The sequence below is a fragment of the Streptococcus sp. 121 genome, assembly GCF_016458205.1.
Lineage (GTDB): Bacteria > Bacillota > Bacilli > Lactobacillales > Streptococcaceae > Streptococcus.
This window is the reverse complement of the sequence record NZ_JAEMED010000019.1, coordinates 1-19,152: the sequence shown is the minus strand read 5'-3', so window position 1 is coordinate 19,152 and position 19,152 is coordinate 1. Positions and strand designations below refer to the sequence as shown.

Genomic DNA, 19,152 nt, shown 5'->3' with positions numbered 1-19,152 from the left:
CACTTCAGTAAGCTCAAACCCCCTCTCAGAACTGTCTGCGACTCATTTCCTCGTTAAAGATTGATTTTTGGAGTATTTGATTTGCGTTTAAGGGAGGTGTGCCATGACCATGATAGAAGTAGTGGACTTGCGAAAAGAGTTTGTCAAGACGATCAAAGAACCTGGGCTAAAAGGTGCGATTCGTTCCTTGGTAAAACCCGAAAAAGAGGTGTTTGAGGCGGTTAAGGGTCTAACTTTCGAGGTACCCAAGGGGCAAATTTTTGGCTTTATTGGGGCTAATGGTGCAGGGAAATCCACGACCATAAAAATGCTAACGGGGATTTTAAAACCGAAATCTGGTTATTGCCGCATCAATGGAAAAATCCCTCAAGAAGATCGAGAAAAGTATGTGAGGGACATTGGGGTTGTCTTTGGTCAGCGGACGCAGCTCTGGTGGGACCTGGCCCTGCAGGAAACCTATACGGTATTAAAGGAAATCTATGACGTACCGGATGCAGCCTTTCATAAACGGATGGATTTCTTAAATGAAGTCCTAGACTTAAAAGAATTTATCAAGGATCCGGTTCGGACCCTGTCCTTAGGTCAACGGATGCGGGCGGATATTGCGGCTTCCTTACTGCACAATCCGCAAGTGCTTTTTTTGGATGAACCGACCATTGGCTTGGATGTCTCTGTCAAAGACAATATTCGTCAGGCCATCACTCAAATTAACCAAGAAGAAGGGACCACCATTCTCTTAACAACCCACGATTTGAGCGATATTGAGCAACTGTGTGACCGAATTTTTATGATTGATAAGGGGGAGGAAATTTTTGATGGGACAGTCCATCAACTCAAGGAGAAGTTTGGAAAAATCAAAAACTTGACCTTTGAACTCTACCCGGGACAAGCCGAAAAGCAATCGAGGTTTGTAGGGCTTCCGGATATTCAGGTTGATCGAGCGGATTTGGTCTTGAATATACAGTATGACAGTTCGCGGTACCAAACAGCAGATTTGATTCAAGCTACCTTCTCTGATTTTGCGGTTCGAGACTTGAAAATGGCGGACACGGGCATTGAAGAGATTGTTCGTCGCTTCTATCGAAAGGAGCTCTAGCATGACTAAATTGTGGAGACGCTATAAACCCTTTATCAGTGCGGGCATGCAGGAGATGATTACCTATCGGCTTCATTTTTTCCTCTGGCGTATTGGGGATGTTATGGGAGCCTTTGTCGCTTTTTATTTGTGGAAGGCTGTCTTTGATTCATCCTCACAGGCTCTGATTCGAGGTTTTGATCGAACCGATATGACCTTCTATATTCTGATGAGTTTTGTGACAACTCTACTGATCAAATCCGATTCTTATTTTATGATTGGGGAAGAAGTGCGAGAAGGCTCGATTGTGATGCGCTTGCTTCGGCCTGTTCACTTTGCGACCTCCTTTCTTTTTACGGAACTTGGAAGCAAGTGGATTCTCTTGATGACGATTGGCTTTCCTTTCATGGCTTTGGTGGCTGTGACCAAACTGTTAGCCGGAACGCCTTTCTTTCAGGTTTTACTGGTAAGCTTTGTTTACCTGTTCAGTCTTGCTTTGGCCTTTCTGATTCATTTTTACTTTAATTTGTGTTTTGGTTTTTCAGCCTTTGTTTTAAAGAATCTATGGGGAACTAATCTTTTGAAGGATTCTTTGGTAGCTTTTTTGTCAGGCGGGCTGCTTCCATTGGCTTTTTTACCTCCCCTTTTAGCAGATGTGCTCCAAATCCTACCATTTTCATCCTTGGTTTACACTCCTGTGATGATTCTACTTGGTAAATATACACTGGAACAAATGCTTATAGCTTGCTCCTTGCAGGTCTTTTGGCTCTTGGTCATGGTTGCTTGTTCTCAATTGATTTGGAAACGCATCCAATCTCATATTACAATCCAAGGAGGTTAGGATGAGGAAATATCAGCGTATGCATTTGATTTTTATCAGGCAGTATCTCAAGCAAATGATGGAATACAAGGCCGATTTTTTGATTGGCATTCTAGGAGTGTTTTTAACACAAGGCCTAAATATCTTCTTTCTTCAGGTCTTATTTCAGTTTATTCCTTCCCTTGAGGGCTGGACTTTCCAGCAAGTAGCCTTTATCTATGGTTTTTCTTTGATTCCCAAGGGGATTGATCATCTGTTTTTTGACAATTTGTGGAATTTGGGACTACGGATGGTTCGTAGGGGTGAATTTGATAAGTATTTAACGCGGCCGCTAAATCCCATCTTTCATATTTTGGTAGAGAAATTCCAAGTGGATGCCTTGGGAGAATTGTTGGTCGGAATCCTATTGTTGTCAACAACGGCTCCAAGTATTTCGTGGACTGGAACCAAGATGTTTCTCTTTGTTCTCAGTATTCCTTTTTCAACCTTAATTTATACCTCCTTGAAAATTGCGACCGCTTCGATTTCTTTCTGGACCAAGCAATCAGGGGCCGTTATTTATATCTTTTATATGTTTAATGATTTTGCCAAATACCCGCTGGCTATCTATAACTCGCTTTTCCGCTGGTTCATCTCCTTCGTGGTTCCCTTTGCCTTCACCGCCTATTATCCCGCTAGCTATTTTTTAAATGGGACCAATGCTTGGTTTAACATAGGCGGCCTCCTTTTGATTTCTTTATTCTTCTTTTTCCTATCTTTAAAAATATGGAATAAGGGCTTAGATGCTTATGAGAGTGCGGGGTCTTAAGAAAGCGCTGGTTCATGACCACGGGTATGCAAAAAGTGGATAGTACCTTGCGGTATTTGCATTATGCATGGCCTGGAAACAGGGATATAATAGATACATCAAGTGAAAGAGGTATAGAACATGACACAAACAGTATTATTAAACGACGGAAACACAATCCCAGCCATTGGCTTCGGGGTGTTCCAAATTCCTGCAGATGGTTCTACCTATACAGCCGTGAAAGAGGCTTTGGAAGTCGGCTATCGTCATATCGATACGGCTCAAGCGTATTTTAATGAAGCAGAAGTCGGTCAAGCCATCAAAGACTCTGGAATTCCACGAGAAGAGATCTTTGTGACAAGTAAACTCTGGATTCAGGACTTTGCCTATGAGACAGCCAAGGCTACGATTGACACCACCCTTGAAAAAATGGGCTTGGATTATTTGGACTTGTACCTCTTGCACCAACCATACGGTCGGGTTGAGGAAGCCTGGAAGGCTTTGGAAGAAGCGCAAGCAGAGGGAAAAATCAAATCGATTGGCGTTTCCAACTTTACCCCAAAATACTGGAATCAGTTCGTTCCTCATTTTGCAACAGTTCCAGCCGTGAACCAAGTGGAGTTTAATCCCTATTTCCAACAAAAAGAACTGCGCGCCCTATTGGCGAAGGATCAAGTTGTGATTGAAGCTTGGGCACCGCTTGGCCAAGGGAACCAATCTCTTTTTGAGGAACCGGTGATTGCGACGCTGGCCCAGAAGTATGGAAAAGACCTTGGTCAAATTATCCTACGATTTGAAAATCAAGAAGGAATTGTGGCCTTACCAAAATCGACCAAGAAAGCTCGGATGGCTTCTAACAAGGACATTTTTGACTTTGAACTAACAGCTGAAGAAATGGCAGAAATTCGCGCATTAGACAAGGGCAAAGGCTCACACGACCCGGACGCACCGGGTATTGGCGACTATCTCTTAAGCGCTTACGACATTCATGCAAATGATTAATCATGCAAAAGACCTCCAAATAATGGTGTGGTAACCATTATTTGGAGGTCTTTTCATCTTGTTTTATACTTCATCTAAAATCAGCAAGGTCCTAATCCCGTCCACATCCACAAAGGTTGCGGTGTTAGCGACTTGCTCGAGATTGAGATTAGCGGCTTGGGCGCGTGCGATGGTGGCTTGATAGTGTTCGGGTTGGCTGTAGACAACGGTGTAATAAGCTAGACCAGGCAGACCATCGGTACGCAGGTTCAGATTTTTACCACCCCACTCATTGACAGCGAGGTGATGGTGATAGGAACCCGAAGCCAGCCAAGACGCAGAAGGCATAGAGAATTTATCTTCAACGGCCAGAACCTCTTGATAGAAACGGCTAGAGGCCTCACTTTCCTTAACGGACAAATGCACATGTCCCATCCGGCTACCGGTAGGCATCTGATAACCGTTCTTGCTTACCTGACCTAAACTATAAATGGTATCCGCATCCATAGGCTCCGTCACTCCGATAATGCGACCGTCTTCGCGAATATCCCAGTCTGTTTGCGGAAGATCACGATAAATTTCAATTCCGTTTCCTTCAGTATCCGCTAAATAAATGGCTTCACTATAGCCATGGTCACTAGCTCCTTGGAGCGGAATCCGATTATCAATAAAATGACGCAGAATGGTTCCCAAATCCTCACGACTCGGAAGAACAATGGCTAAATGGTAAAGACCGTAGCTATCCGCAATCTCTCCTTCCTGTTCCGTTTTCAACAGACGAATGAGGACTCTATCGCCAGCTCCCAATTCAACCTGCTGAGCCCTTTCGGTCAAAACCTTGAGACCAAGGATTTGTTGGTAAAAGAGGCTTTGAAGTTCCAGATTCCGCACATTGAGGGCAACCGCCCCCAGTTCAAATTGTGAATTGTACATAGACTTCTCCTGTAATGTTTTACTGTATCTATCATTTTATCCCATACAAAAGAAAATACAAGTACGATTTTTTGCTAAAGATACTCTCTTTTAGTAAAGTATTGGACTCGTACGTGGAAGCATACCGTTCAGGACGTTTTGATGACCGTTTAGGAAATGAGTTTGCCGTCCAGGACGTTTCAATGACCGTTCAGGAAATGAGTTTGCCGTCCGGGACGTTTCAATGACCGTTCAGGAAATGAGCTTCCGATTCAGGCAGTTTCATCAAATTATAAAATAGAGGTTATTACATGAGGCAAGTTTTTTACCATTCAGGACTTTTTCACGACATTTTAGAACACTGAGGTTAGAAAGTACTGGAGTCGTGCTAAACTCTAGATGTCAGATTCTCAGCTGACAATTCGTTATCTGGAGGAAATTGAATGAAATACATGCCCCTTTTAGTCGTAACAGCCCTAGGTCATTTTCTAATCAGGAAGACATCATTGCTTTGTAAAACAAAGGAAGAAAAGGATGTATGTCGTGTCCTATGGATTTTCACGCTGACTTCTATTCTCGTTGATATTTTATCTTCCTTTTTCAAATTTGGGTAACAAAAGACCGTTCCAGTCTCTTTTCAGAAAACTGGAACGGTCTTTTTTAGAGGAGCCTAACTTTCCTCTTCAGTCTTTCTTGTTTTGATAAAATCGATGTATTTTTCCCCAAAAATTTCGATTTGCTCCAAGACTTGTTTGAATTCACGACCAATATCGCTCAATTCATACTCCACTTTGGGAGGAACCTGGGCATAGACTTTCCGCAGGATGAGGCCATCGGTTTCCAGTTGACGAAGTTGTTTGGTCAAGGTTGCTTGAGAAATACCTTCTAAGCGGCGATGCAATTCATTAAAACGGATAGGGCCCTCCTCGATATGGTGCAGCAGGAGGATATTCCATTTTCCTGACAGGACGCTTTGAGTAGCTAGGTAGGGACAGGTGTAGATGTTTTCAGTATGGTAGTTGGGCATAGTTGAAACTCCTGAATTTAAAACGATTATTGTTGAAGCAATTGTTAATTCTAGTTTTTACGTGTAAACTATTATCTCACAAAAGATTGTGATTGACGACAGATTCTGAACTTGAAAATACGGGCTATTTTATATTGTATAAGGAAATTCAAAAAAATGCCATTCGGGACGTTTTCACGACATTTTAGAACATTGAGGTTAGAAAGTACTGGAGTCATGTTAAACTCTAGGGGTCAGGTTGGCTCCTGACAAATAAAATTTTTAGGAGGTCATTGCCATGACTACTTTTACTTACAATGAAGCTCAAACTCTTTCTTCAGATGTCATGATGGACATTCTCGGAGGTGGATGCTCTTGGGGTGGAGCAGGAAGTGCGGCTGTTAGTGGTGCCGTTGGTGGTGCAATCGGTGGCGCGACTGGTGGAAGTGTGACCCTACCTGTTGTGGGAGCAGTCCCAGGTGCAGTTGCTGGAGGTGTTTTAGGTGGCATCGGTGCAGCTGCTGGATATGGGGCTACTTGCTGGTGGGGTTAAGTAGGAAGGTAGTTACAAATGGAAACTCTAAAATGGTTTGTTGAACATGGATTTTATGGATTTGTTGGAACATTTATTGTATTTATTTGGCTTCTAGCACATCCACAAAAGGTTAATAAGAAATCCAAAAATTGTAAAGACAAAAATTGAAGTGGAGAATTGTGTTTGTGGAATCTGGCTCTTCTTCTAGGAGGGGCTGGATTTCGCTTTTTGAATGTAAGAATTAGATCGTTGAAAGGAGTTTGTATGGATTTACTCATTGACTTGTTAGTTCTACCGGTTGCAATCGGGTGCTTTTTTGCTATTTTATATCTATACATAGAGAAAAAGCGAAATGGAAGGTGAAATTACAATGGAATCGTCTATTTGAGTATTTATGTGTTGGGCATTGGGTACTATTTTATATAGAATTTAAATCTGAGCAGAAAGTCATTCTTTGTTCAGATTTTTATGACTCTCTATTGTTACTTTTGTGCGTATATTTGTTAAGATATAAGCACGAAAGTAACAACGAGGGACATGCTTATGTATCAAGAAAAAATACGGCATATTTTGGCAAAGAACAAAATTATTAAGACTTCTGATTTTTCGGATAGTAATATTCCTAAGAACTATCTATCCAGGTTAGTTTTGAAAGGTGAACTTATTAAAGTTGGGAGAGGTATCTATATTCAAGATTGGTCGCATTATGATGAATATAAGATTTTCCAATTTCAGCATAAAGTACCAATATTTTCATTTTTATCTGCGCTTTATTTACATGGATTTACGGACATTATCCCAAAGTATATGGAATTTACTGTTTATAGCGGGTATAATGCAAGTCGATTTGATAAGAATAATCAAGTCCATTACGTGAAAAAAGAGCTATTTTCATTTGGAATGATGAGGATTGAGACACCTTTCGGTAATCATGTCAATTGTTACAATTTAGAACGAACTATTTGTGATCTCATTGGAAATCGGTCAAAAATGGAAAGGGAACTTTTTGTATCGGTTATGAAAGAGTATGTTAAGTCGAAGGACAAAGATTTGAATACTTTGTTTAAATATGCGGAGATATTTGGAATTGAAAAAGAGGTTCAGGAAATATTGGAGGTAATGCTTGAATAAGAACAAACTAACGGCACTTTGTCATGTCCAATTGAATCGCGGTCAGCTGGATTTTGTTGTTATGCTGGAACTAAGTTTAAATCTTAATGAGGTTTAAGAGTTATTTCCATTAGAAATCAAGGATGTGTGGAGTGCACTTTACCCGAAAATTCAGATTTGATAGAAAAGCGGTATACTCAAAGAGGTGATCTTGTTGGTACTCCTGTTATTACCATTAGCGATCGTTTGATTCAACGAGAATTGATTGAGTGGGCAGGGAGCACTGCAAGTGAAATGCGAAATTTTGCTAGTTATAGCTCAATCTCTTCCGTCATTCATTTAGCAAGGCAAACTCAATCACCCTTGATTTGTGTAAAACCTATCGAAGAATATAGTGGCTTATTATTTCGTTTCTTCTATTCTAAAATTGAAATGACGAATCTTCTAGTCTGGAAAAAAGGTGTGACGACCAATAGATTGATCCAGACATTTACGACTTTCTTGTATGAGATATCCAAAAATGAATACCTAGAAACACGAAAGAAACATTTTACATTTCTTGATTGAAGTTCTATAATCTTTTTAAGAAGTAGTTACAACACTTCTATATATTGGTGAGACAAAAATGAACATAGAAAGTGAGTACAGTAATGGAATATGTTACATTAAATAATGGCGTTCAAATGCCCAAACTTGGCCTTGGAGTTTTCCGAATTACGGATCTGGAACAGGCAGAGGAAGTAGTTTACCAAGCGATTGAAAATGTTGGCTATAGATTAATTGATACTGCAGCTGCTTACGGAAATGAAAAAGCTGTGGGGGCAGCCTTGAGGAAAGTGTCAGTACCTCGAGAAGATATCTTTGTGACTTCTAAATTGTGGATAACAGATGTTCAAGATGGTTATGAAGGAGCAAAGCGGGGCTTAGATCGGTCGCTGATGAACTTAGGTTTGGACTATATTGATCTCTATTTGATTCATCAGCCAATTGGAGACCTCTATGGTGCTTGGAAGTATTTATCAGAGGTTTATGAAGAGGGAAAAATTCGAGCAATTGGTGTGGATAATTTTACACAAGCTAGATTGGCTGAATTTATCCATTTTAATAAGATTAAACCAGCTGTGAATATGATTGAAGCCAATGTCTTCCATCAGCGAAAAGAGGATCATCAAGCGATGGAGAAAAGGGATGTTCAAATGATTGCATGGGCTCCATTTTCTGCTGGAGCAGTAGGTGTTTTCACTCTTCCTGAATTAACAACAATTGGGGACAAGTATCAAAAGACTGTTGGACAGGTTATTTTAAGATGGTTTATGCAAAGAGGAATTGTGGCCATTCCTAAAACAGTTCGAGTAGAGCGAATGAAAGAAAATTTAGACATCTTTGATTTCGAGCTGACTGAAGAAGAAATGGCTATTATCAATCATCTAGATCAAGGTGGTGGCTATAGTTTACCAGAGACCGCAGATGGTTTTGAGAATTTACTGAGAGCATTAGGAAATTTCTCCGTTGACTAAGAAGTACTCTTTACTAGATAAACGGTAGACTCTCCTTTGGTGGATAGTGGATGAGGCAGCATTCCACTAGAATTCCAGAGGAGAGTTTTAGTATTTCTGAAATAGAAGGAAAGTTTCAGTTGATTTTATCTTTCAAGATTTTTTAATGAGTGCTTTTAGCTTCAATCTTGCTTCCATTTTTAATTCTGGTTATACTATGGAAAGAAACACAAGGAGGTCTGTCATGGAATACACACGATTAGGGAATACGGGTTTGGAGGTTTCCAAGTTGTGCTTGGGATGTATGAGTTTTGGCGATCCGGCGCGTGGCTTTCATTCCAAGTGGGTGCTGGATGAGGCTACCAGTCGGCCGATTATCAAGAAGGCCCTGGATATGGGGATTAATTTCTTCGATACTGCTAATTTTTATGGATATGGTTCTAGCGAAGAGATTCTTGGTCGGGCTTTGAAGGATTTTGCTAAAAGGGAAGAAGTGGTGATTGCGACCAAGGTTTTCTATGGTGATGGCCAAAGCACTGGTCCCAACACCACTGGGCTCTCGCGAAAGGCCATTTTCCACCAGGTGGAGAAGAGTCTGGAGCGATTAGGGACAGACTACATCGACCTGCTTTACATTCATCGTTGGGATTATGAGACACCGATCGAGGAGACGATGGAGGCTCTCCATGACCTGGTTCGTTCAGGGAAAGTCCTTTATCTTGGGGCATCAAGTATGTATACTTGGCAATTCCAACAGGCCCAATATGTGGCAGACAAGAGGGGCTGGACTCCTTTTTCCGTCATGCAAAATCATTACAATCTCCTTTACCGGGAAGAAGAGCGGGAAATGATTCCCTTCTGTCAGGAGTCGGGAGTGGCTCTGGTACCCTATAGTCCTTTGGCAGCGGGTCGGATTGTGCGTGACTGGTCGGCGGATACCGCGCGCAGTCAGGCTGATCAAAGTGCACGCGCCAAGTATGATAGCACCGAGTTTGAGGATCGAAAAATCGTGGCGCGTGTGGCGGAATTGGCCGAAAAATATGGCAAGAGTCGCAGTCAGATTGCTTTGGCTTGGCTCTGGCAAAAGGGAATGCACAGTCCGATTCTTGGGGTCACCAAGGAAGCTTATCTGGATGACTATCTAGGTGCCTTTGGTTTTGAGCTATCTACACAGGATATGGACTATTTGGATGACTTATACTTTCCTCATAAAATCGTCGGCGCTCTGGCCAAAGGTGTCAAAAAAGATCTCCAGAAATTGAAGTGATGTCTTAGCTTTAATTTGATTCGCCTGGTCGATTGTTTTATAGTCGTTTAGTTTGCTTTTAGTACAAGGCAGCGAGTCGCAGAGAGTACTGAACTACGGCAATATGAGGGAACACAGTAATAAAAGATAAACTAAAAGAGTATAATCATGTATTCACGTAGGGCTCGTGTTGCCCACTGCCTAAAATGAGTTGCTTTATGTGAGTTAACGCGATAGCCTACGGAGATAATTGCATCTAGATTGAAGAAATTGGATTCGGTAGTCTGTGTTTTTGCTGAAATAGCCCCATGTTGAGTGGTTGTTGCAAAAATTGCAACAACCACTTTTTTATCTAGCCCACCATGGATAAATATGTTGTGGAGATGCCTATTGATTGTAGATTTATTAACACTGAACAAGCAAGCTAATTCTTTTTAAGTTGCCCAGATACTTTCACCGCGTGTGATGACTTGAGCCTTTTCTGTTCCTTCTTCTGATGAGTAGATAAGAGACTGTAATTCTTTCATGGTACTCCTCGAAATCAAGGGAATAACTGCATACTGGATTACTCCCCCAACTTTCAATTTGAAACCTTGAGGAGTGGATTTTGCTATAATGGTAGTAGTAATTTACGGAAGGAGAAACGTATGTCTGAATTTGAAAAAATGATAGCGGGCCAATTTTACAATCCGGCTGATCCTGAGTTAAGGGAATTGGTTGTGGCATCTAGGGCCTATCAAAAGGCTTTTAACGAGGAAGACGATCGGCAGAAAGGAGCCGTCATTTTAAAAGAATGGTTTGGTTCTACAGGAGAAAATCTGTCTGTTAAACCACGGCTTGTTTGTGATTACGGTGTCAATATCCACTTGGGGGAAAATTTCTATTCCAATTGGAATTTGACCATGCTCGATGTTTGTCCGATTCGGATTGGGAAGAATGCCATGATTGGACCAAACTGCCAATTCCTCACGCCCCTTCATCCCTTGGATCCTGAAGAACGGAATTCAGGTTTGGAGTATGGAGCACCGATTACCATTGGAGACAATTTCTGGGCTGGCGGTGGTGTGACCGTGCTTCCAGGCGTGACCCTTGGAGATAATGTTGTGGCAGGTGCGGGAGCAGTGATTACCAAGTCCTTTGGCGACAATGTGGTCTTGGGTGGCAATCCGGCCACGGTTATTAAGGTGATTGAACCTAAAGAGGTGAGATAATGCGCAAAGCTATTTATGTTTTTAGTCTTATTTTGTTGGTCCTTAGTTGCACTTGGTTTTTTGTCCGGCGCAATAGCCGTGATTCGCTTAACCAAGTCGTACAAAGTCAAGAAAATGAGCCAGTTCAATTGAGCGAAACTACCAATCTGGTCAACGAGGACTATACCGTTAAACGGGATGATGTAGAGTTGGTCGGGGTTATCACTGCGGATGCCAATTATAAAAAAGAAAAAAGACCGCTTCTAGTCATCGCACATGGCTTTAACAATACTTTAGAAAATTATGAAACCTACGCTCAGGACCTAGCAAGTCTTGGTTATGTGGTCTATCGCTTTGATTTCTATGGCGGGAGCCAACAATCCAAGAGCGGAGGTCAAGATATGCTGGATATGTCTGTCTTAACTGAAAAAGCAGATCTTGAAGCAGTGGTTCATCAGCTGACTCAGGAGAACTTTATCAACGATAAGAAAGTAACTCTTCTCGGAGCTAGCCAAGGTGGAGTTGTGTCAACCCTTTATGCAGCAGAAAATCCTGATAAGGTTAACAAATTAGCCTTGATTTTCCCGGCCTTTGTTCTTTTTGACGATGTAGAACAGACCTATGCCCAATTAGGAGTAGACTCCGAAAAAGATATCCCAGTGGTTGTCACTCATCGGAATGCTCAACTGGGTGCAATCTATCTAAGCGATGCCATGTCAATCGAAATCAATGCGGAAATCAAAAAGGTAAAAGCACCGGTCATGATTATCCATGGAACGGAAGATGAAGTGGTCCCTTACTCCTATGCCTTAGATGCCAATAAAAATTTCTCAGATTCTCAATTGGTAACTGTGGAAGGCGGAGGTCATTGGATTGATCCAACTTTTAATCAGACAGCACTACCAGCACTTCAAGCCTTTTTAGGAAAATAGACAAAGCCTGTATTTCGTGTTACACTGAAGAAAAATAGGTAAGAATCGCCACCGGGTGAGCAGTACTTGAAAGTATCGTTAGGTCTTAGAAGATACTTTTACAGTGCTGCTTTTTTACCTATTGGCAATGAAAGGAGCCAAGCATGGCACATTTTATCGTTGATGAATCCTTCTGGAATCTTTTTCCGGATGCAAAAATTGGAGTTGTGCTTTTGAAAGATTATCAAAAGCTAGATGAATCTCCAGCGGAGCTTCGAAGCCTTTTGGAGGAAAGCAATGAGCTAGCCAAATCCTTTGTGGAAGAAGAACCTTTCGCAGAAAATCCTGTGATTCAAGTCTATCGTCAATCCTTCCAAAAATTTAAGACCAAAAAAGGAGCTCGCTCCAGTATTGAAGCTCTTTTGAAAAGGGTTAAAAGCGGGAAACCAGTGGGAACCATTTTGCCACTGGTGGATATCTATAATGCAGCAAGCCTTCGTTTCGCTCTTCCTTGTGGTGCAGAAGATTTGGATACCTTCCAAGGTGATTTGCAATTAACACTGACTGAAGGTGGCGATGATTTTTATCTGATTGGAAGAGATGAAAACAATCCAACGTTACCAGGTGAACTGTGTTACAAGGATGAAGCCGGAGCAGTTTGTCGCTGCCTTAACTGGCGGGATGGCCAACGGACGATGATTACAGAAGACACAAAGAATGCCTTTCTGGTCATCGAATTATTGGATCCAAGCCGGGAGGAGGCCTTAGAAGCTGCGCTCCAATTCATCGTTGAACAATCCCAAACCTACTTGGGTGGTCAAGCAACTTCACACATTCTCGATCGCGAAACACCTAGTCTTCCTATTGAAGCTTAATCTCTCATTTCCTTTACGGACTTTCTTTATCTTGTGTTTTTCCCACTACTTTGTTAGAATAGTTGCTACATGTTTGAAAAGGAGAGAAAAATGTCTGAAAAACAAATGAAAACACTCGGGTGGATTGCGACTTTTATGTCTGTCATGATGTACATTTCCTACATCCCTCAAATCATGAACAATTTAGCCGGTCAAAAAGGGAATTTTATCCAGCCCCTAGTTGCGGCCATCAACTGCAGTCTCTGGGTTTACTACGGCTTGTTTAAAAAAGAACGAGACATCCCTCTTGCCGCTGCTAACGCGCCAGGAATTGTCTTTGGTCTGATTACCGCTTTGACAGCTTTACTTTAGGAGGAAATGAAATGAATCTCGATTTTAAACAGGCTTCTGAGAGTAAAGAACTTCTCCCTACATCGGTCTGGGAAAGCATTGTGAATCTGAACGCAACTCAAGAAATTCAAGTTTCGGAAATCAATCCAGATTTTGCGGATGGAGAAAGCCTAAACCGTGAATACGGGGTGCCCTTTGAACAGGAGGCAAACTGCCTGGTCCTTGAAGGCAAACGTGGGGACGAGAAAAAATATGCCGCCCTTCTTATCCCTTACGGTAAAAAAGCCAACACCAATGCGACCGTTAAGCGCCCCTTAGATGTTGCCAAAGTCGGCTTTGCTCCCTTAGACTTTATCCTGGAACAGACAGGTATGGAATTCGGTGCCATCACCCCGATTGGACTTCCAGAAACATGGTCGATTCTGATCGATCAGCAGATCCTGGAACAAGATAGCATTATTGTGGGCGGCGGACTAGTACAGTCCAAATTGTTAGTTCCGACTAAGTTATTAACACAACTTCCCAATGTTCAAGTGATTGAAGGTCTGGCGAAAGATTAAGATAATACGAAAAAAACTTGCGATTTCCGCAAGTTTTTTTCATACTATCCCCAAAAAGCATCTTCAACGGCTTGCTCTGATGAGAAAAGCCAAACTTCTTGGATTTTCCCGTTTTCCATACGGAAAAGGTCAATGCCATTCATATTCAATTCTTCTCCATCTGGACGTGTTCCCACAAAAGTAACGTTGGCTGCCACCAAATCACCATTGTCTGATACCCAGTTTGTAAGAACTTTGAAGGTCCCATTTGTTTTTTCACCAAAGGTAGCCAAGTGAGTTCCAAGTTTTTCTTTACCAACAACTGTTCCAGAAACAGAGTGATTTCCAGGTTGGTGCCAGATGATATCATCTGCCATGGTATCAAATACGGCTGGGAAATCACCTGCAATAAGACCTTCATTGTAACGATTGAAAATTTCTAGATTTTTAGACATTAGTTTTCTCCTTTATTTGATTACAAATCTATTGTATAATCAGACTAATAAAACCACAAGTACGATTTTTTACAACGCTTAGTAGCAAATATGCTACTATTGGTGTAAATCAAGGAGAAAAAATGATGAATAAAGTGAGTGAGTATGGAATTTGTCCATTTGCGACTACCCAAAAGGTCTTGACAGGGAAGTGGGCCTTGGTCATTCTGTATCAATTGAGTACGGGAACCAAACGTTTTAACGAGTTACAACGAAACATTCCTGGTGTGACTCAAAGTATTTTGACCCGCCATTTAAGACAACTCGAAAAGGATAAGTTGGTCCATCGTGAAGTTTACCCAGAAGTACCTCCAAGAGTGGAGTATAGTCTAACTGAAATTGGCCGCAGTTTTCAAGGTGTTTTAGATCAAGTAGAGACATGGGGACTCGATTATATGAAAGTATTGGCTCAGGAAGAGAATCACTAACCAAGAGAATATGAGATTTTATTTACGAATCTAAAAACGGATAAAAAGAAAAGCTCAGCCATTTTTCATAAAAATAGACGGCTGAGCTTTTTCGAATTTTAAAATGTCTTTAGTACCGATAAATCTTCGACTTCTAGATTAAAAAAAGAATATACTAATAAGAGTAGAAAGTTAAAAAGCGGGGAGTGAGACCAAAATTGGTCATTTCAGAGAAATGCAATTTTGCAGTCTCACCCCCACAAAATTGATTAGGAAATTTTAATCATTTCACGAAAAATTTCCAATCAATCACTGTGAAGGACCAATCGTCTTTTCTAGTTCTATTGACTTTATAGTCTCAGAATCACCTAGAAAGGACTACCGTCATGGATGTAGCACAAGCCTTAGGGTTTATGCTTCAATTTGGCACACTTTTGTTGCTATTTTTGACATTCATTTTCGATCATATTGATAGAAAGAAATGACAGCCAACCGTTATGTAACTTGATGGAGTGACTAGCGGCTGACTGTCGATAACCATTCGTCCCAATCGTAGTCCCAAGATGAAACAATCTTTTTTATCTTGGGACAAGTGCATAGCTTAGTCAAATTCCAGATAGAATTTGACGTTTGTTGATGAGTTGGTTCACCAACCATCAACAATAGCTAGGCGTAAAACGGTCTACTAGAGGTTGAGGACTCAACTCAGCCTCCTTCATAACTAGTCTAGCAAATGCTTTGGATAATAGCAAAAATTTCACGGTTGAGGATACTTCCAATCGTAGGATAGCGAAGCAAATTAGACTACTCATTATTGAGTGGTTTTTATTTTTTAATCAACTAGGTCAATTTTTGGAGTTGTTTCATTTGATGAACCTCCTGCTTCAAATTGATTTTACTATTGATTAAAAATGAGATTCATAATCTTCTTCAGAGATCCAATATTAAATGAACAAGCTTTCTTTCTGACATATTTTCAAAAACCAGTCAGGCTTTACTGGATTTATTCATAAACGGAGAAGTCATTGATGAAGAGAGTGTTAGAGCTTGTATGCACGGCCGTGTCAAAGCTCAAGCTATAGACTTGGTTGAAGCCATGAATGGAAAACTCTCTAGCGAGAACTGTTTTCTCATGTCACAAAGTCTAATACAATATCGCATGATACAGAGTCTCATTGAGGATTTGGATAAGCATATTAAATCCTATATAAATAAACACTTCCCCGAAGAATATCAATTATTAATGACTGTACCTGGGATAAGTGAAAACGCAGCTGCTGTTATCTTAGCAGAAATTGGTCCTGATGTAGATGCATTTCCAACAGATGGACACCTAGCCTCATGGGCTGGTCTATGTCCAGGTTCCTATGAAAGTGCTGGTATTAAAAAATCCTCGCGAATAACTCAAGGAAATAAATACTTAAAACATGCCTTAACGATCTCGGGTATGATAGCAGGTCACTCCAAAGATCCAGCTTTCTCATCTTTATACAAACGAGTTTCCCAAAGAGGAAGTAAGATGAAGGCTGTTATCGCTTGTGCTCATAAGATACTAAGAATTGTCTACAAACTTTTGAAAACACATCAAACTTATGAAGCAGTAAAAGCATTAGGGATGCGGCAACACCCTTAAAACATTTTTAAATATGTCCACCTTAAGTATAACACAGATAGTGTTTTTTTGCGCTTTTTTACTGTGTTATTTTCAAATAAAATACTATAGCGGAAATTGGTCCTGATGTAGATGCATTTCCAACAGATGGACACCTAGCCTCATGGGCTGGTCTATGTCCAGATTCCTATGAACGTGCTGGTATAAAAAAATCCTCGCGAATAACGCAAGGAAATAAATACTTAAAACATGCCTTAACGATCTCGGGTATGATAGCAGGTCACTCCAAAGATCCAGCTTTCTCATCTTTATACAATCGAGTTTCCCAAAGAGGAAGTAAGATGAAGGCTGTTATCGCTTGTGCTCATAAGATACTAAGAATTGTCTACAAACTTTTGAAAACACATCAACCTTATGAAGCAGCAAAAGCATTAGGGATGCGGCAACACCCTTAAAACATTTTTAAATATGTTCGCCTTAAGTATAACACAGATAGTGTTTTTTTGCGCTTTTTTACTGTGTTATTTTCAAATAAAAAACTATAGCGGAAATTGGTCCTGATGTAGATGCATTTCCAACAGATGGACACCTAGCCTCATGGGTTGGTCTATGTCCAGATTCCTATGAACGTGCTGGTATTAAAAAATCCTCGCGAATAACGCAAGGAAATAAATACTTAAAACATGCCTTAACGATCTCGGGTATGATAGCAGGTCACTCCAAAGATCCAGCTTTCTCATCTTTATACAATCGAGTTTCCCAAAGAGGAAGTAAGATGAAGGCTGTTATCGCTTGTGCTCATAAGATACTAAGAATTGTCTACAAACTTTTGGAAACACATCAAACTTATGAAGCAGTAAAAGCATTAGGGATGCAGCAACACCCTTAAGGCATTTTTAAAAATATTCACTTTAAGTATAACACAGATAGTATTTTTTTGCTCTTTTTTACTGTGTTATTTTCAAATAAAACACCATTCCCAACGTGGCCAAGGTATTGGCAGCTCTTGTCCGGTATCCGGAGAGCATTGGAAAAGTACTTGTTATGTCTGATGGAGCTTGGGGTGTAGAAGAGGCTTTTGAAAATTTACCAAAGGAGTAAGATATGAAAAAACTCATGAAACGAAGCATTACCGTTCGGGAGGCCTATCACAAATTAGAGGAGGCCAATCATGGCTCTCGCTGGTCCATTGAGGAAGATCTTTTGGCTTTGTCGAATGATGTTGGAAATTTGCAGCGTTTGGTGATGACCAAACAAGGTCGCTATTAGGATGAAACTCCATACCGCTTGGAGTCCAAATTGGCAGAAAATATGTGGTGGCTTTTGGAGCTTGCAAATCGATTGGATATTGATGTTGAAGCGGAAATGGAAGAATTCTTATCTGAAAAAGAAGTCTTGTTGGGTTTAAAATAGGTTATGAAAATGATAATGTAACACTGGCGATAAACTAAAATCCGGATTGATACTAAAAATCAGAATGTCTACATCATCGATAGCTGAAAAGGCTGAGGAAATCAGCTTTTTTCTTTTACCGCAACTCATTCCTTTAAAAACCGACTTTAAAAATAAAAAGACTAGACATTTTATTTTATATCTGTTATACTTATATCAAGATGTTGGAAGCGCACCCATCGAATCGAATTTAAAGGAGAATCTTATGTCTAAAGTGTTAATTATCTGCGTTGCAGGAATGTCTTCCTCTTTAATGGCTTCTAAAACAACGGAATATCTTCAAGCACAAGGAAAAGATATCACAGTGGAAGCTATTTCATCGAATGAAGGGGAGCAAGTGATTGCTGATGCAACCTATGATGTCTATCTCGTAAGTCCACAGGCTGGTATGTACTACAATCAATTTGCGGCAGTCGGTGCAGAAGCTGGTCGTCCTGTAGTGAAGGTTCCACCACAAGCCTATGTTCCAATTCCAATGGGAATTGAGAAAATGGCACAACTCATCTTGGATAATCTTGCGTAAGGAGGCTGACTATGAGTCCTGAAGAACTACAGGTTGCGGCTTTTGAGATTATACTTCATAGTGGGACTGCGCGAACTTCTATTCATGAAGCTTTTGCGGCCATGCGTGAACATGATTATAAGCTAGCTCAAGAAAAATTAGATGCTGCAGATGGGGAGTTGTTGGAAGCTCACCACGCCCAAACGGACTTGCTGCAAAAATATGCTAGCGGTACTGAAATTAAGATTGAGATTATTATGGTACACGCTCAAGATCATCTTATGACAACCTATACCTTGAAAGAGGTTGCGACAGAAATGCTTTATCTTTATCAAAAAGTCGGATAAAGCACTGAGTCAAGTATTTTTACGAACTATAATTTAGAGGCTGGTATGTTACTCAGCCTCTTTTTATGTTTATACTCTTTGAAAATCAAATTTAACCGTTGTCAGGTCAGACAGTCTGGTAGACTGTCTGAGATTCTAGTTAAAAAACGAAGTTTTTGTCAACTTTGCCGTACTTATAGTCTTTTAGTTTACTTTTAGTACAAGGCAGCGAGTCGTAGACAGTACTGAAGTACGGCAAGACGAGCTAACACAGTAATAAAAGATAAACTAAAAGACTATATTTGAAACTTTCTACGAAAGTTTTATCGGTAAAGAGGCTGGGCAAAAACTAGCTTATAGAAATAAAAAAAGTGAGCAATTCCAGAATAGAGTTGCTCCTTTTTCATTTTATGCTTTATAATTATAGTAACCACAAAATAACTAGAAAGAAATAAAATGTATAAACAGTATAACACAAATCAACTCAGCCTTGACCTATCTATTGCTTGGGATATCCCTGAAACTCATGAAGCACGTCTCATTAGC

At 40.6% G+C, this 19,152-nt stretch carries 22 protein-coding genes and 3 pseudogenes; 21 read left to right on the top strand and 4 right to left on the bottom strand.

Annotation, left to right across the window (positions count from 1 at the left end):
• Nucleotides 1–103 precede the first annotated feature (103 nt).
• The 4 genes from JEQ21_RS05185 (at nt 104) to JEQ21_RS05170 (ending at nt 3,684) form a co-directional block, all read left to right on the top strand.
• A complete protein-coding gene (locus JEQ21_RS05185; RefSeq protein WP_199364406.1) occupies nt 104–1,096 on the top strand; it encodes an ABC transporter ATP-binding protein in 993 nt (330 codons plus the stop codon).
• A 1-nt stretch (nt 1,097) separates the two neighbouring features.
• Nucleotides 1,098–1,916 (top strand): ABC transporter permease, encoded by an 819-nt coding sequence (locus JEQ21_RS05180; protein WP_199364404.1) that lies wholly within the window; start codon nt 1,098–1,100, stop codon nt 1,914–1,916.
• A 1-nt stretch (nt 1,917) separates the two neighbouring features.
• A complete protein-coding gene (locus JEQ21_RS05175) occupies nt 1,918–2,703 on the top strand; it encodes an ABC transporter permease (protein ID WP_199364402.1) in 786 nt (261 codons plus the stop codon).
• Between the two features lie 120 nt (nt 2,704–2,823).
• Nucleotides 2,824–3,684 carry an aldo/keto reductase gene (locus tag JEQ21_RS05170; RefSeq protein ID WP_199364400.1) on the top strand — a complete coding sequence of 287 codons (861 nt, stop codon included), beginning with the start codon at nt 2,824–2,826 and terminating at the stop codon, nt 3,682–3,684.
• A gap of 63 nt (nt 3,685–3,747) precedes the next feature.
• On the opposite strand, the gene JEQ21_RS05165 is transcribed toward JEQ21_RS05170, so the two are convergent.
• Both JEQ21_RS05165 and JEQ21_RS05160 read right to left on the bottom strand, forming a co-directional pair.
• Nucleotides 3,748–4,596 carry a VOC family protein gene (locus JEQ21_RS05165; RefSeq protein WP_199364398.1) on the bottom strand — a complete coding sequence of 283 codons (849 nt, stop codon included), beginning with the start codon at nt 4,594–4,596 and terminating at the stop codon, nt 3,748–3,750.
• A 649-nt stretch (nt 4,597–5,245) separates the two neighbouring features.
• Nucleotides 5,246–5,602: a winged helix-turn-helix transcriptional regulator gene (locus JEQ21_RS05160; RefSeq protein ID WP_199364396.1), complete on the bottom strand. Its 357-nt coding sequence runs from the start codon at nt 5,600–5,602 to the stop codon at nt 5,246–5,248.
• 277 nt (nt 5,603–5,879) lie between these two features.
• On the opposite strand from JEQ21_RS05160, the gene JEQ21_RS05155 reads away from it, so the two are divergent.
• The 4 genes from JEQ21_RS05155 to JEQ21_RS05140 all read left to right on the top strand — a co-directional run bounded on the left by JEQ21_RS05155 (nt 5,880) and on the right by JEQ21_RS05140 (nt 9,989).
• Complete coding sequence (locus JEQ21_RS05155; RefSeq protein WP_196091386.1) at nt 5,880–6,134, top strand: Blp family class II bacteriocin; 255 nt, start codon at nt 5,880–5,882, stop codon at nt 6,132–6,134.
• A gap of 525 nt (nt 6,135–6,659) precedes the next feature.
• A complete protein-coding gene (locus JEQ21_RS05150) occupies nt 6,660–7,247 on the top strand; it encodes a type IV toxin-antitoxin system AbiEi family antitoxin domain-containing protein (RefSeq protein WP_199364394.1) in 588 nt (195 codons plus the stop codon).
• 629 nt (nt 7,248–7,876) lie between these two features.
• Nucleotides 7,877–8,743 carry an aldo/keto reductase gene (locus JEQ21_RS05145; protein ID WP_199364392.1) on the top strand — a complete coding sequence of 289 codons (867 nt, stop codon included), beginning with the start codon at nt 7,877–7,879 and terminating at the stop codon, nt 8,741–8,743.
• A gap of 223 nt (nt 8,744–8,966) precedes the next feature.
• Nucleotides 8,967–9,989 carry an aldo/keto reductase gene (locus JEQ21_RS05140; RefSeq protein ID WP_199364390.1) on the top strand — a complete coding sequence of 341 codons (1,023 nt, stop codon included), beginning with the start codon at nt 8,967–8,969 and terminating at the stop codon, nt 9,987–9,989.
• A gap of 131 nt (nt 9,990–10,120) precedes the next feature.
• Here the strand turns inward: JEQ21_RS05140 and rhuM are convergent, their stop codons facing one another.
• Nucleotides 10,121–10,312 carry a RhuM family protein gene (gene rhuM, locus JEQ21_RS05135; protein WP_325176127.1) on the bottom strand — a complete coding sequence of 64 codons (192 nt, stop codon included), beginning with the start codon at nt 10,310–10,312 and terminating at the stop codon, nt 10,121–10,123.
• A 303-nt stretch (nt 10,313–10,615) separates the two neighbouring features.
• On the opposite strand from rhuM, the gene JEQ21_RS05130 reads away from it, so the two are divergent.
• The 5 genes from JEQ21_RS05130 (at nt 10,616) to JEQ21_RS05110 (ending at nt 13,834) form a co-directional block, all read left to right on the top strand.
• A complete protein-coding gene (locus JEQ21_RS05130; RefSeq protein WP_199364388.1) occupies nt 10,616–11,179 on the top strand; it encodes a sugar O-acetyltransferase in 564 nt (187 codons plus the stop codon).
• Entirely contained in the window at nt 11,179–12,090 is a 912-nt protein-coding gene (locus JEQ21_RS05125; protein WP_199364386.1) for an alpha/beta hydrolase, read from the top strand. Before JEQ21_RS05130 ends, JEQ21_RS05125 begins: the two co-directional genes overlap by 1 nt.
• Before the next feature lie 143 nt (nt 12,091–12,233).
• Nucleotides 12,234–12,944, top strand: coding sequence for a B3/B4 domain-containing protein (locus JEQ21_RS05120; RefSeq protein ID WP_199364384.1), 711 nt, complete (start codon nt 12,234–12,236; stop codon nt 12,942–12,944).
• A 90-nt stretch (nt 12,945–13,034) separates the two neighbouring features.
• Nucleotides 13,035–13,295 carry a SemiSWEET family transporter gene (locus tag JEQ21_RS05115; protein WP_199364382.1) on the top strand — a complete coding sequence of 87 codons (261 nt, stop codon included), beginning with the start codon at nt 13,035–13,037 and terminating at the stop codon, nt 13,293–13,295.
• Between the two features lie 11 nt (nt 13,296–13,306).
• Nucleotides 13,307–13,834, top strand: a complete 528-nt coding sequence (locus JEQ21_RS05110) for a YbaK/EbsC family protein (RefSeq protein ID WP_199364380.1) — start codon at nt 13,307–13,309, stop codon at nt 13,832–13,834.
• 44 nt (nt 13,835–13,878) lie between these two features.
• On the opposite strand, the gene JEQ21_RS05105 is transcribed toward JEQ21_RS05110, so the two are convergent.
• Nucleotides 13,879–14,268: a nuclear transport factor 2 family protein gene (locus JEQ21_RS05105; RefSeq protein WP_199364378.1), complete on the bottom strand. Its 390-nt coding sequence runs from the start codon at nt 14,266–14,268 to the stop codon at nt 13,879–13,881.
• 122 nt (nt 14,269–14,390) lie between these two features.
• Here JEQ21_RS05105 and JEQ21_RS05100 point away from each other — a divergent pair, with 122 nt between their 5' ends.
• From JEQ21_RS05100 to JEQ21_RS05070, 8 genes and pseudogenes are all read left to right on the top strand, one after another.
• Nucleotides 14,391–14,735: a winged helix-turn-helix transcriptional regulator gene (locus JEQ21_RS05100; protein WP_199364376.1), complete on the top strand. Its 345-nt coding sequence runs from the start codon at nt 14,391–14,393 to the stop codon at nt 14,733–14,735.
• Between the two features lie 365 nt (nt 14,736–15,100).
• Nucleotides 15,101–15,199: a putative holin-like toxin gene (locus JEQ21_RS10280; protein WP_442805117.1), complete on the top strand. Its 99-nt coding sequence runs from the start codon at nt 15,101–15,103 to the stop codon at nt 15,197–15,199.
• Between the two features lie 566 nt (nt 15,200–15,765).
• On the top strand, nt 15,766–16,347 hold the full coding sequence (locus JEQ21_RS05095; RefSeq protein ID WP_199364374.1) for a transposase: 582 nt from the start codon (nt 15,766–15,768) through the stop codon (nt 16,345–16,347).
• 86 nt (nt 16,348–16,433) lie between these two features.
• A pseudogene (locus JEQ21_RS10275) lies at nt 16,434–16,580 on the top strand (transposase); the annotation flags it as partial.
• Nucleotides 16,581–16,867: 287 nt separating this feature from the next.
• Nucleotides 16,868–17,014, top strand: a pseudogene (locus tag JEQ21_RS10270) (transposase); the annotation flags it as partial.
• Nucleotides 17,015–17,430: 416 nt separating this feature from the next.
• Nucleotides 17,431–17,739: pseudogene (locus JEQ21_RS05080) on the top strand (MazG-like protein).
• Between the two features lie 244 nt (nt 17,740–17,983).
• The gene (locus tag JEQ21_RS05075; RefSeq protein ID WP_199364373.1) at nt 17,984–18,301 is read left to right on the top strand and encodes a PTS cellobiose transporter subunit IIB; all 318 of its coding nucleotides are present in this window, start codon (nt 17,984–17,986) and stop codon (nt 18,299–18,301) included.
• 11 nt (nt 18,302–18,312) lie between these two features.
• Complete coding sequence (locus JEQ21_RS05070; protein ID WP_199364371.1) at nt 18,313–18,627, top strand: PTS cellobiose transporter subunit IIA; 315 nt, start codon at nt 18,313–18,315, stop codon at nt 18,625–18,627.
• The last annotated feature ends 525 nt before the right edge of the window (nt 18,628–19,152 follow it).

What these genes read in the sequence shown, in the direction of transcription:
- JEQ21_RS05125 (WP_199364386.1), top strand. Translation starts at nt 11,179, where the DNA reads ATGCGCAAAGCTATTTATGTTTTTAGTCTTATTTTGTTGGTCCTTAGT.
- JEQ21_RS05185 (WP_199364406.1), top strand. Translation starts at nt 104, where the DNA reads ATGACCATGATAGAAGTAGTGGACTTGCGAAAAGAGTTTGTCAAGACG.
- JEQ21_RS05140 (WP_199364390.1), top strand. Translation starts at nt 8,967, where the DNA reads ATGGAATACACACGATTAGGGAATACGGGTTTGGAGGTTTCCAAGTTG.
- JEQ21_RS05095 (WP_199364374.1), top strand. Translation starts at nt 15,766, where the DNA reads ATGCACGGCCGTGTCAAAGCTCAAGCTATAGACTTGGTTGAAGCCATG.
- JEQ21_RS05105 (WP_199364378.1), bottom strand. Translation starts at nt 14,268, where the DNA reads ATGTCTAAAAATCTAGAAATTTTCAATCGTTACAATGAAGGTCTTATT.
- JEQ21_RS05100 (WP_199364376.1), top strand. Translation starts at nt 14,391, where the DNA reads ATGATGAATAAAGTGAGTGAGTATGGAATTTGTCCATTTGCGACTACC.
- JEQ21_RS05160 (WP_199364396.1), bottom strand. Translation starts at nt 5,602, where the DNA reads ATGCCCAACTACCATACTGAAAACATCTACACCTGTCCCTACCTAGCT.
- JEQ21_RS05170 (WP_199364400.1), top strand. Translation starts at nt 2,824, where the DNA reads ATGACACAAACAGTATTATTAAACGACGGAAACACAATCCCAGCCATT.
- JEQ21_RS10280 (WP_442805117.1), top strand. Translation starts at nt 15,101, where the DNA reads ATGGATGTAGCACAAGCCTTAGGGTTTATGCTTCAATTTGGCACACTT.
- JEQ21_RS05075 (WP_199364373.1), top strand. Translation starts at nt 17,984, where the DNA reads ATGTCTAAAGTGTTAATTATCTGCGTTGCAGGAATGTCTTCCTCTTTA.
- JEQ21_RS05115 (WP_199364382.1), top strand. Translation starts at nt 13,035, where the DNA reads ATGTCTGAAAAACAAATGAAAACACTCGGGTGGATTGCGACTTTTATG.
- JEQ21_RS05145 (WP_199364392.1), top strand. Translation starts at nt 7,877, where the DNA reads ATGGAATATGTTACATTAAATAATGGCGTTCAAATGCCCAAACTTGGC.
- JEQ21_RS05175 (WP_199364402.1), top strand. Translation starts at nt 1,918, where the DNA reads ATGAGGAAATATCAGCGTATGCATTTGATTTTTATCAGGCAGTATCTC.
- JEQ21_RS05150 (WP_199364394.1), top strand. Translation starts at nt 6,660, where the DNA reads ATGTATCAAGAAAAAATACGGCATATTTTGGCAAAGAACAAAATTATT.
- JEQ21_RS05165 (WP_199364398.1), bottom strand. Translation starts at nt 4,596, where the DNA reads ATGTACAATTCACAATTTGAACTGGGGGCGGTTGCCCTCAATGTGCGG.
- JEQ21_RS05130 (WP_199364388.1), top strand. Translation starts at nt 10,616, where the DNA reads ATGTCTGAATTTGAAAAAATGATAGCGGGCCAATTTTACAATCCGGCT.
- JEQ21_RS05180 (WP_199364404.1), top strand. Translation starts at nt 1,098, where the DNA reads ATGACTAAATTGTGGAGACGCTATAAACCCTTTATCAGTGCGGGCATG.
- JEQ21_RS05110 (WP_199364380.1), top strand. Translation starts at nt 13,307, where the DNA reads ATGAATCTCGATTTTAAACAGGCTTCTGAGAGTAAAGAACTTCTCCCT.
- JEQ21_RS05155 (WP_196091386.1), top strand. Translation starts at nt 5,880, where the DNA reads ATGACTACTTTTACTTACAATGAAGCTCAAACTCTTTCTTCAGATGTC.
- JEQ21_RS05120 (WP_199364384.1), top strand. Translation starts at nt 12,234, where the DNA reads ATGGCACATTTTATCGTTGATGAATCCTTCTGGAATCTTTTTCCGGAT.
- JEQ21_RS05070 (WP_199364371.1), top strand. Translation starts at nt 18,313, where the DNA reads ATGAGTCCTGAAGAACTACAGGTTGCGGCTTTTGAGATTATACTTCAT.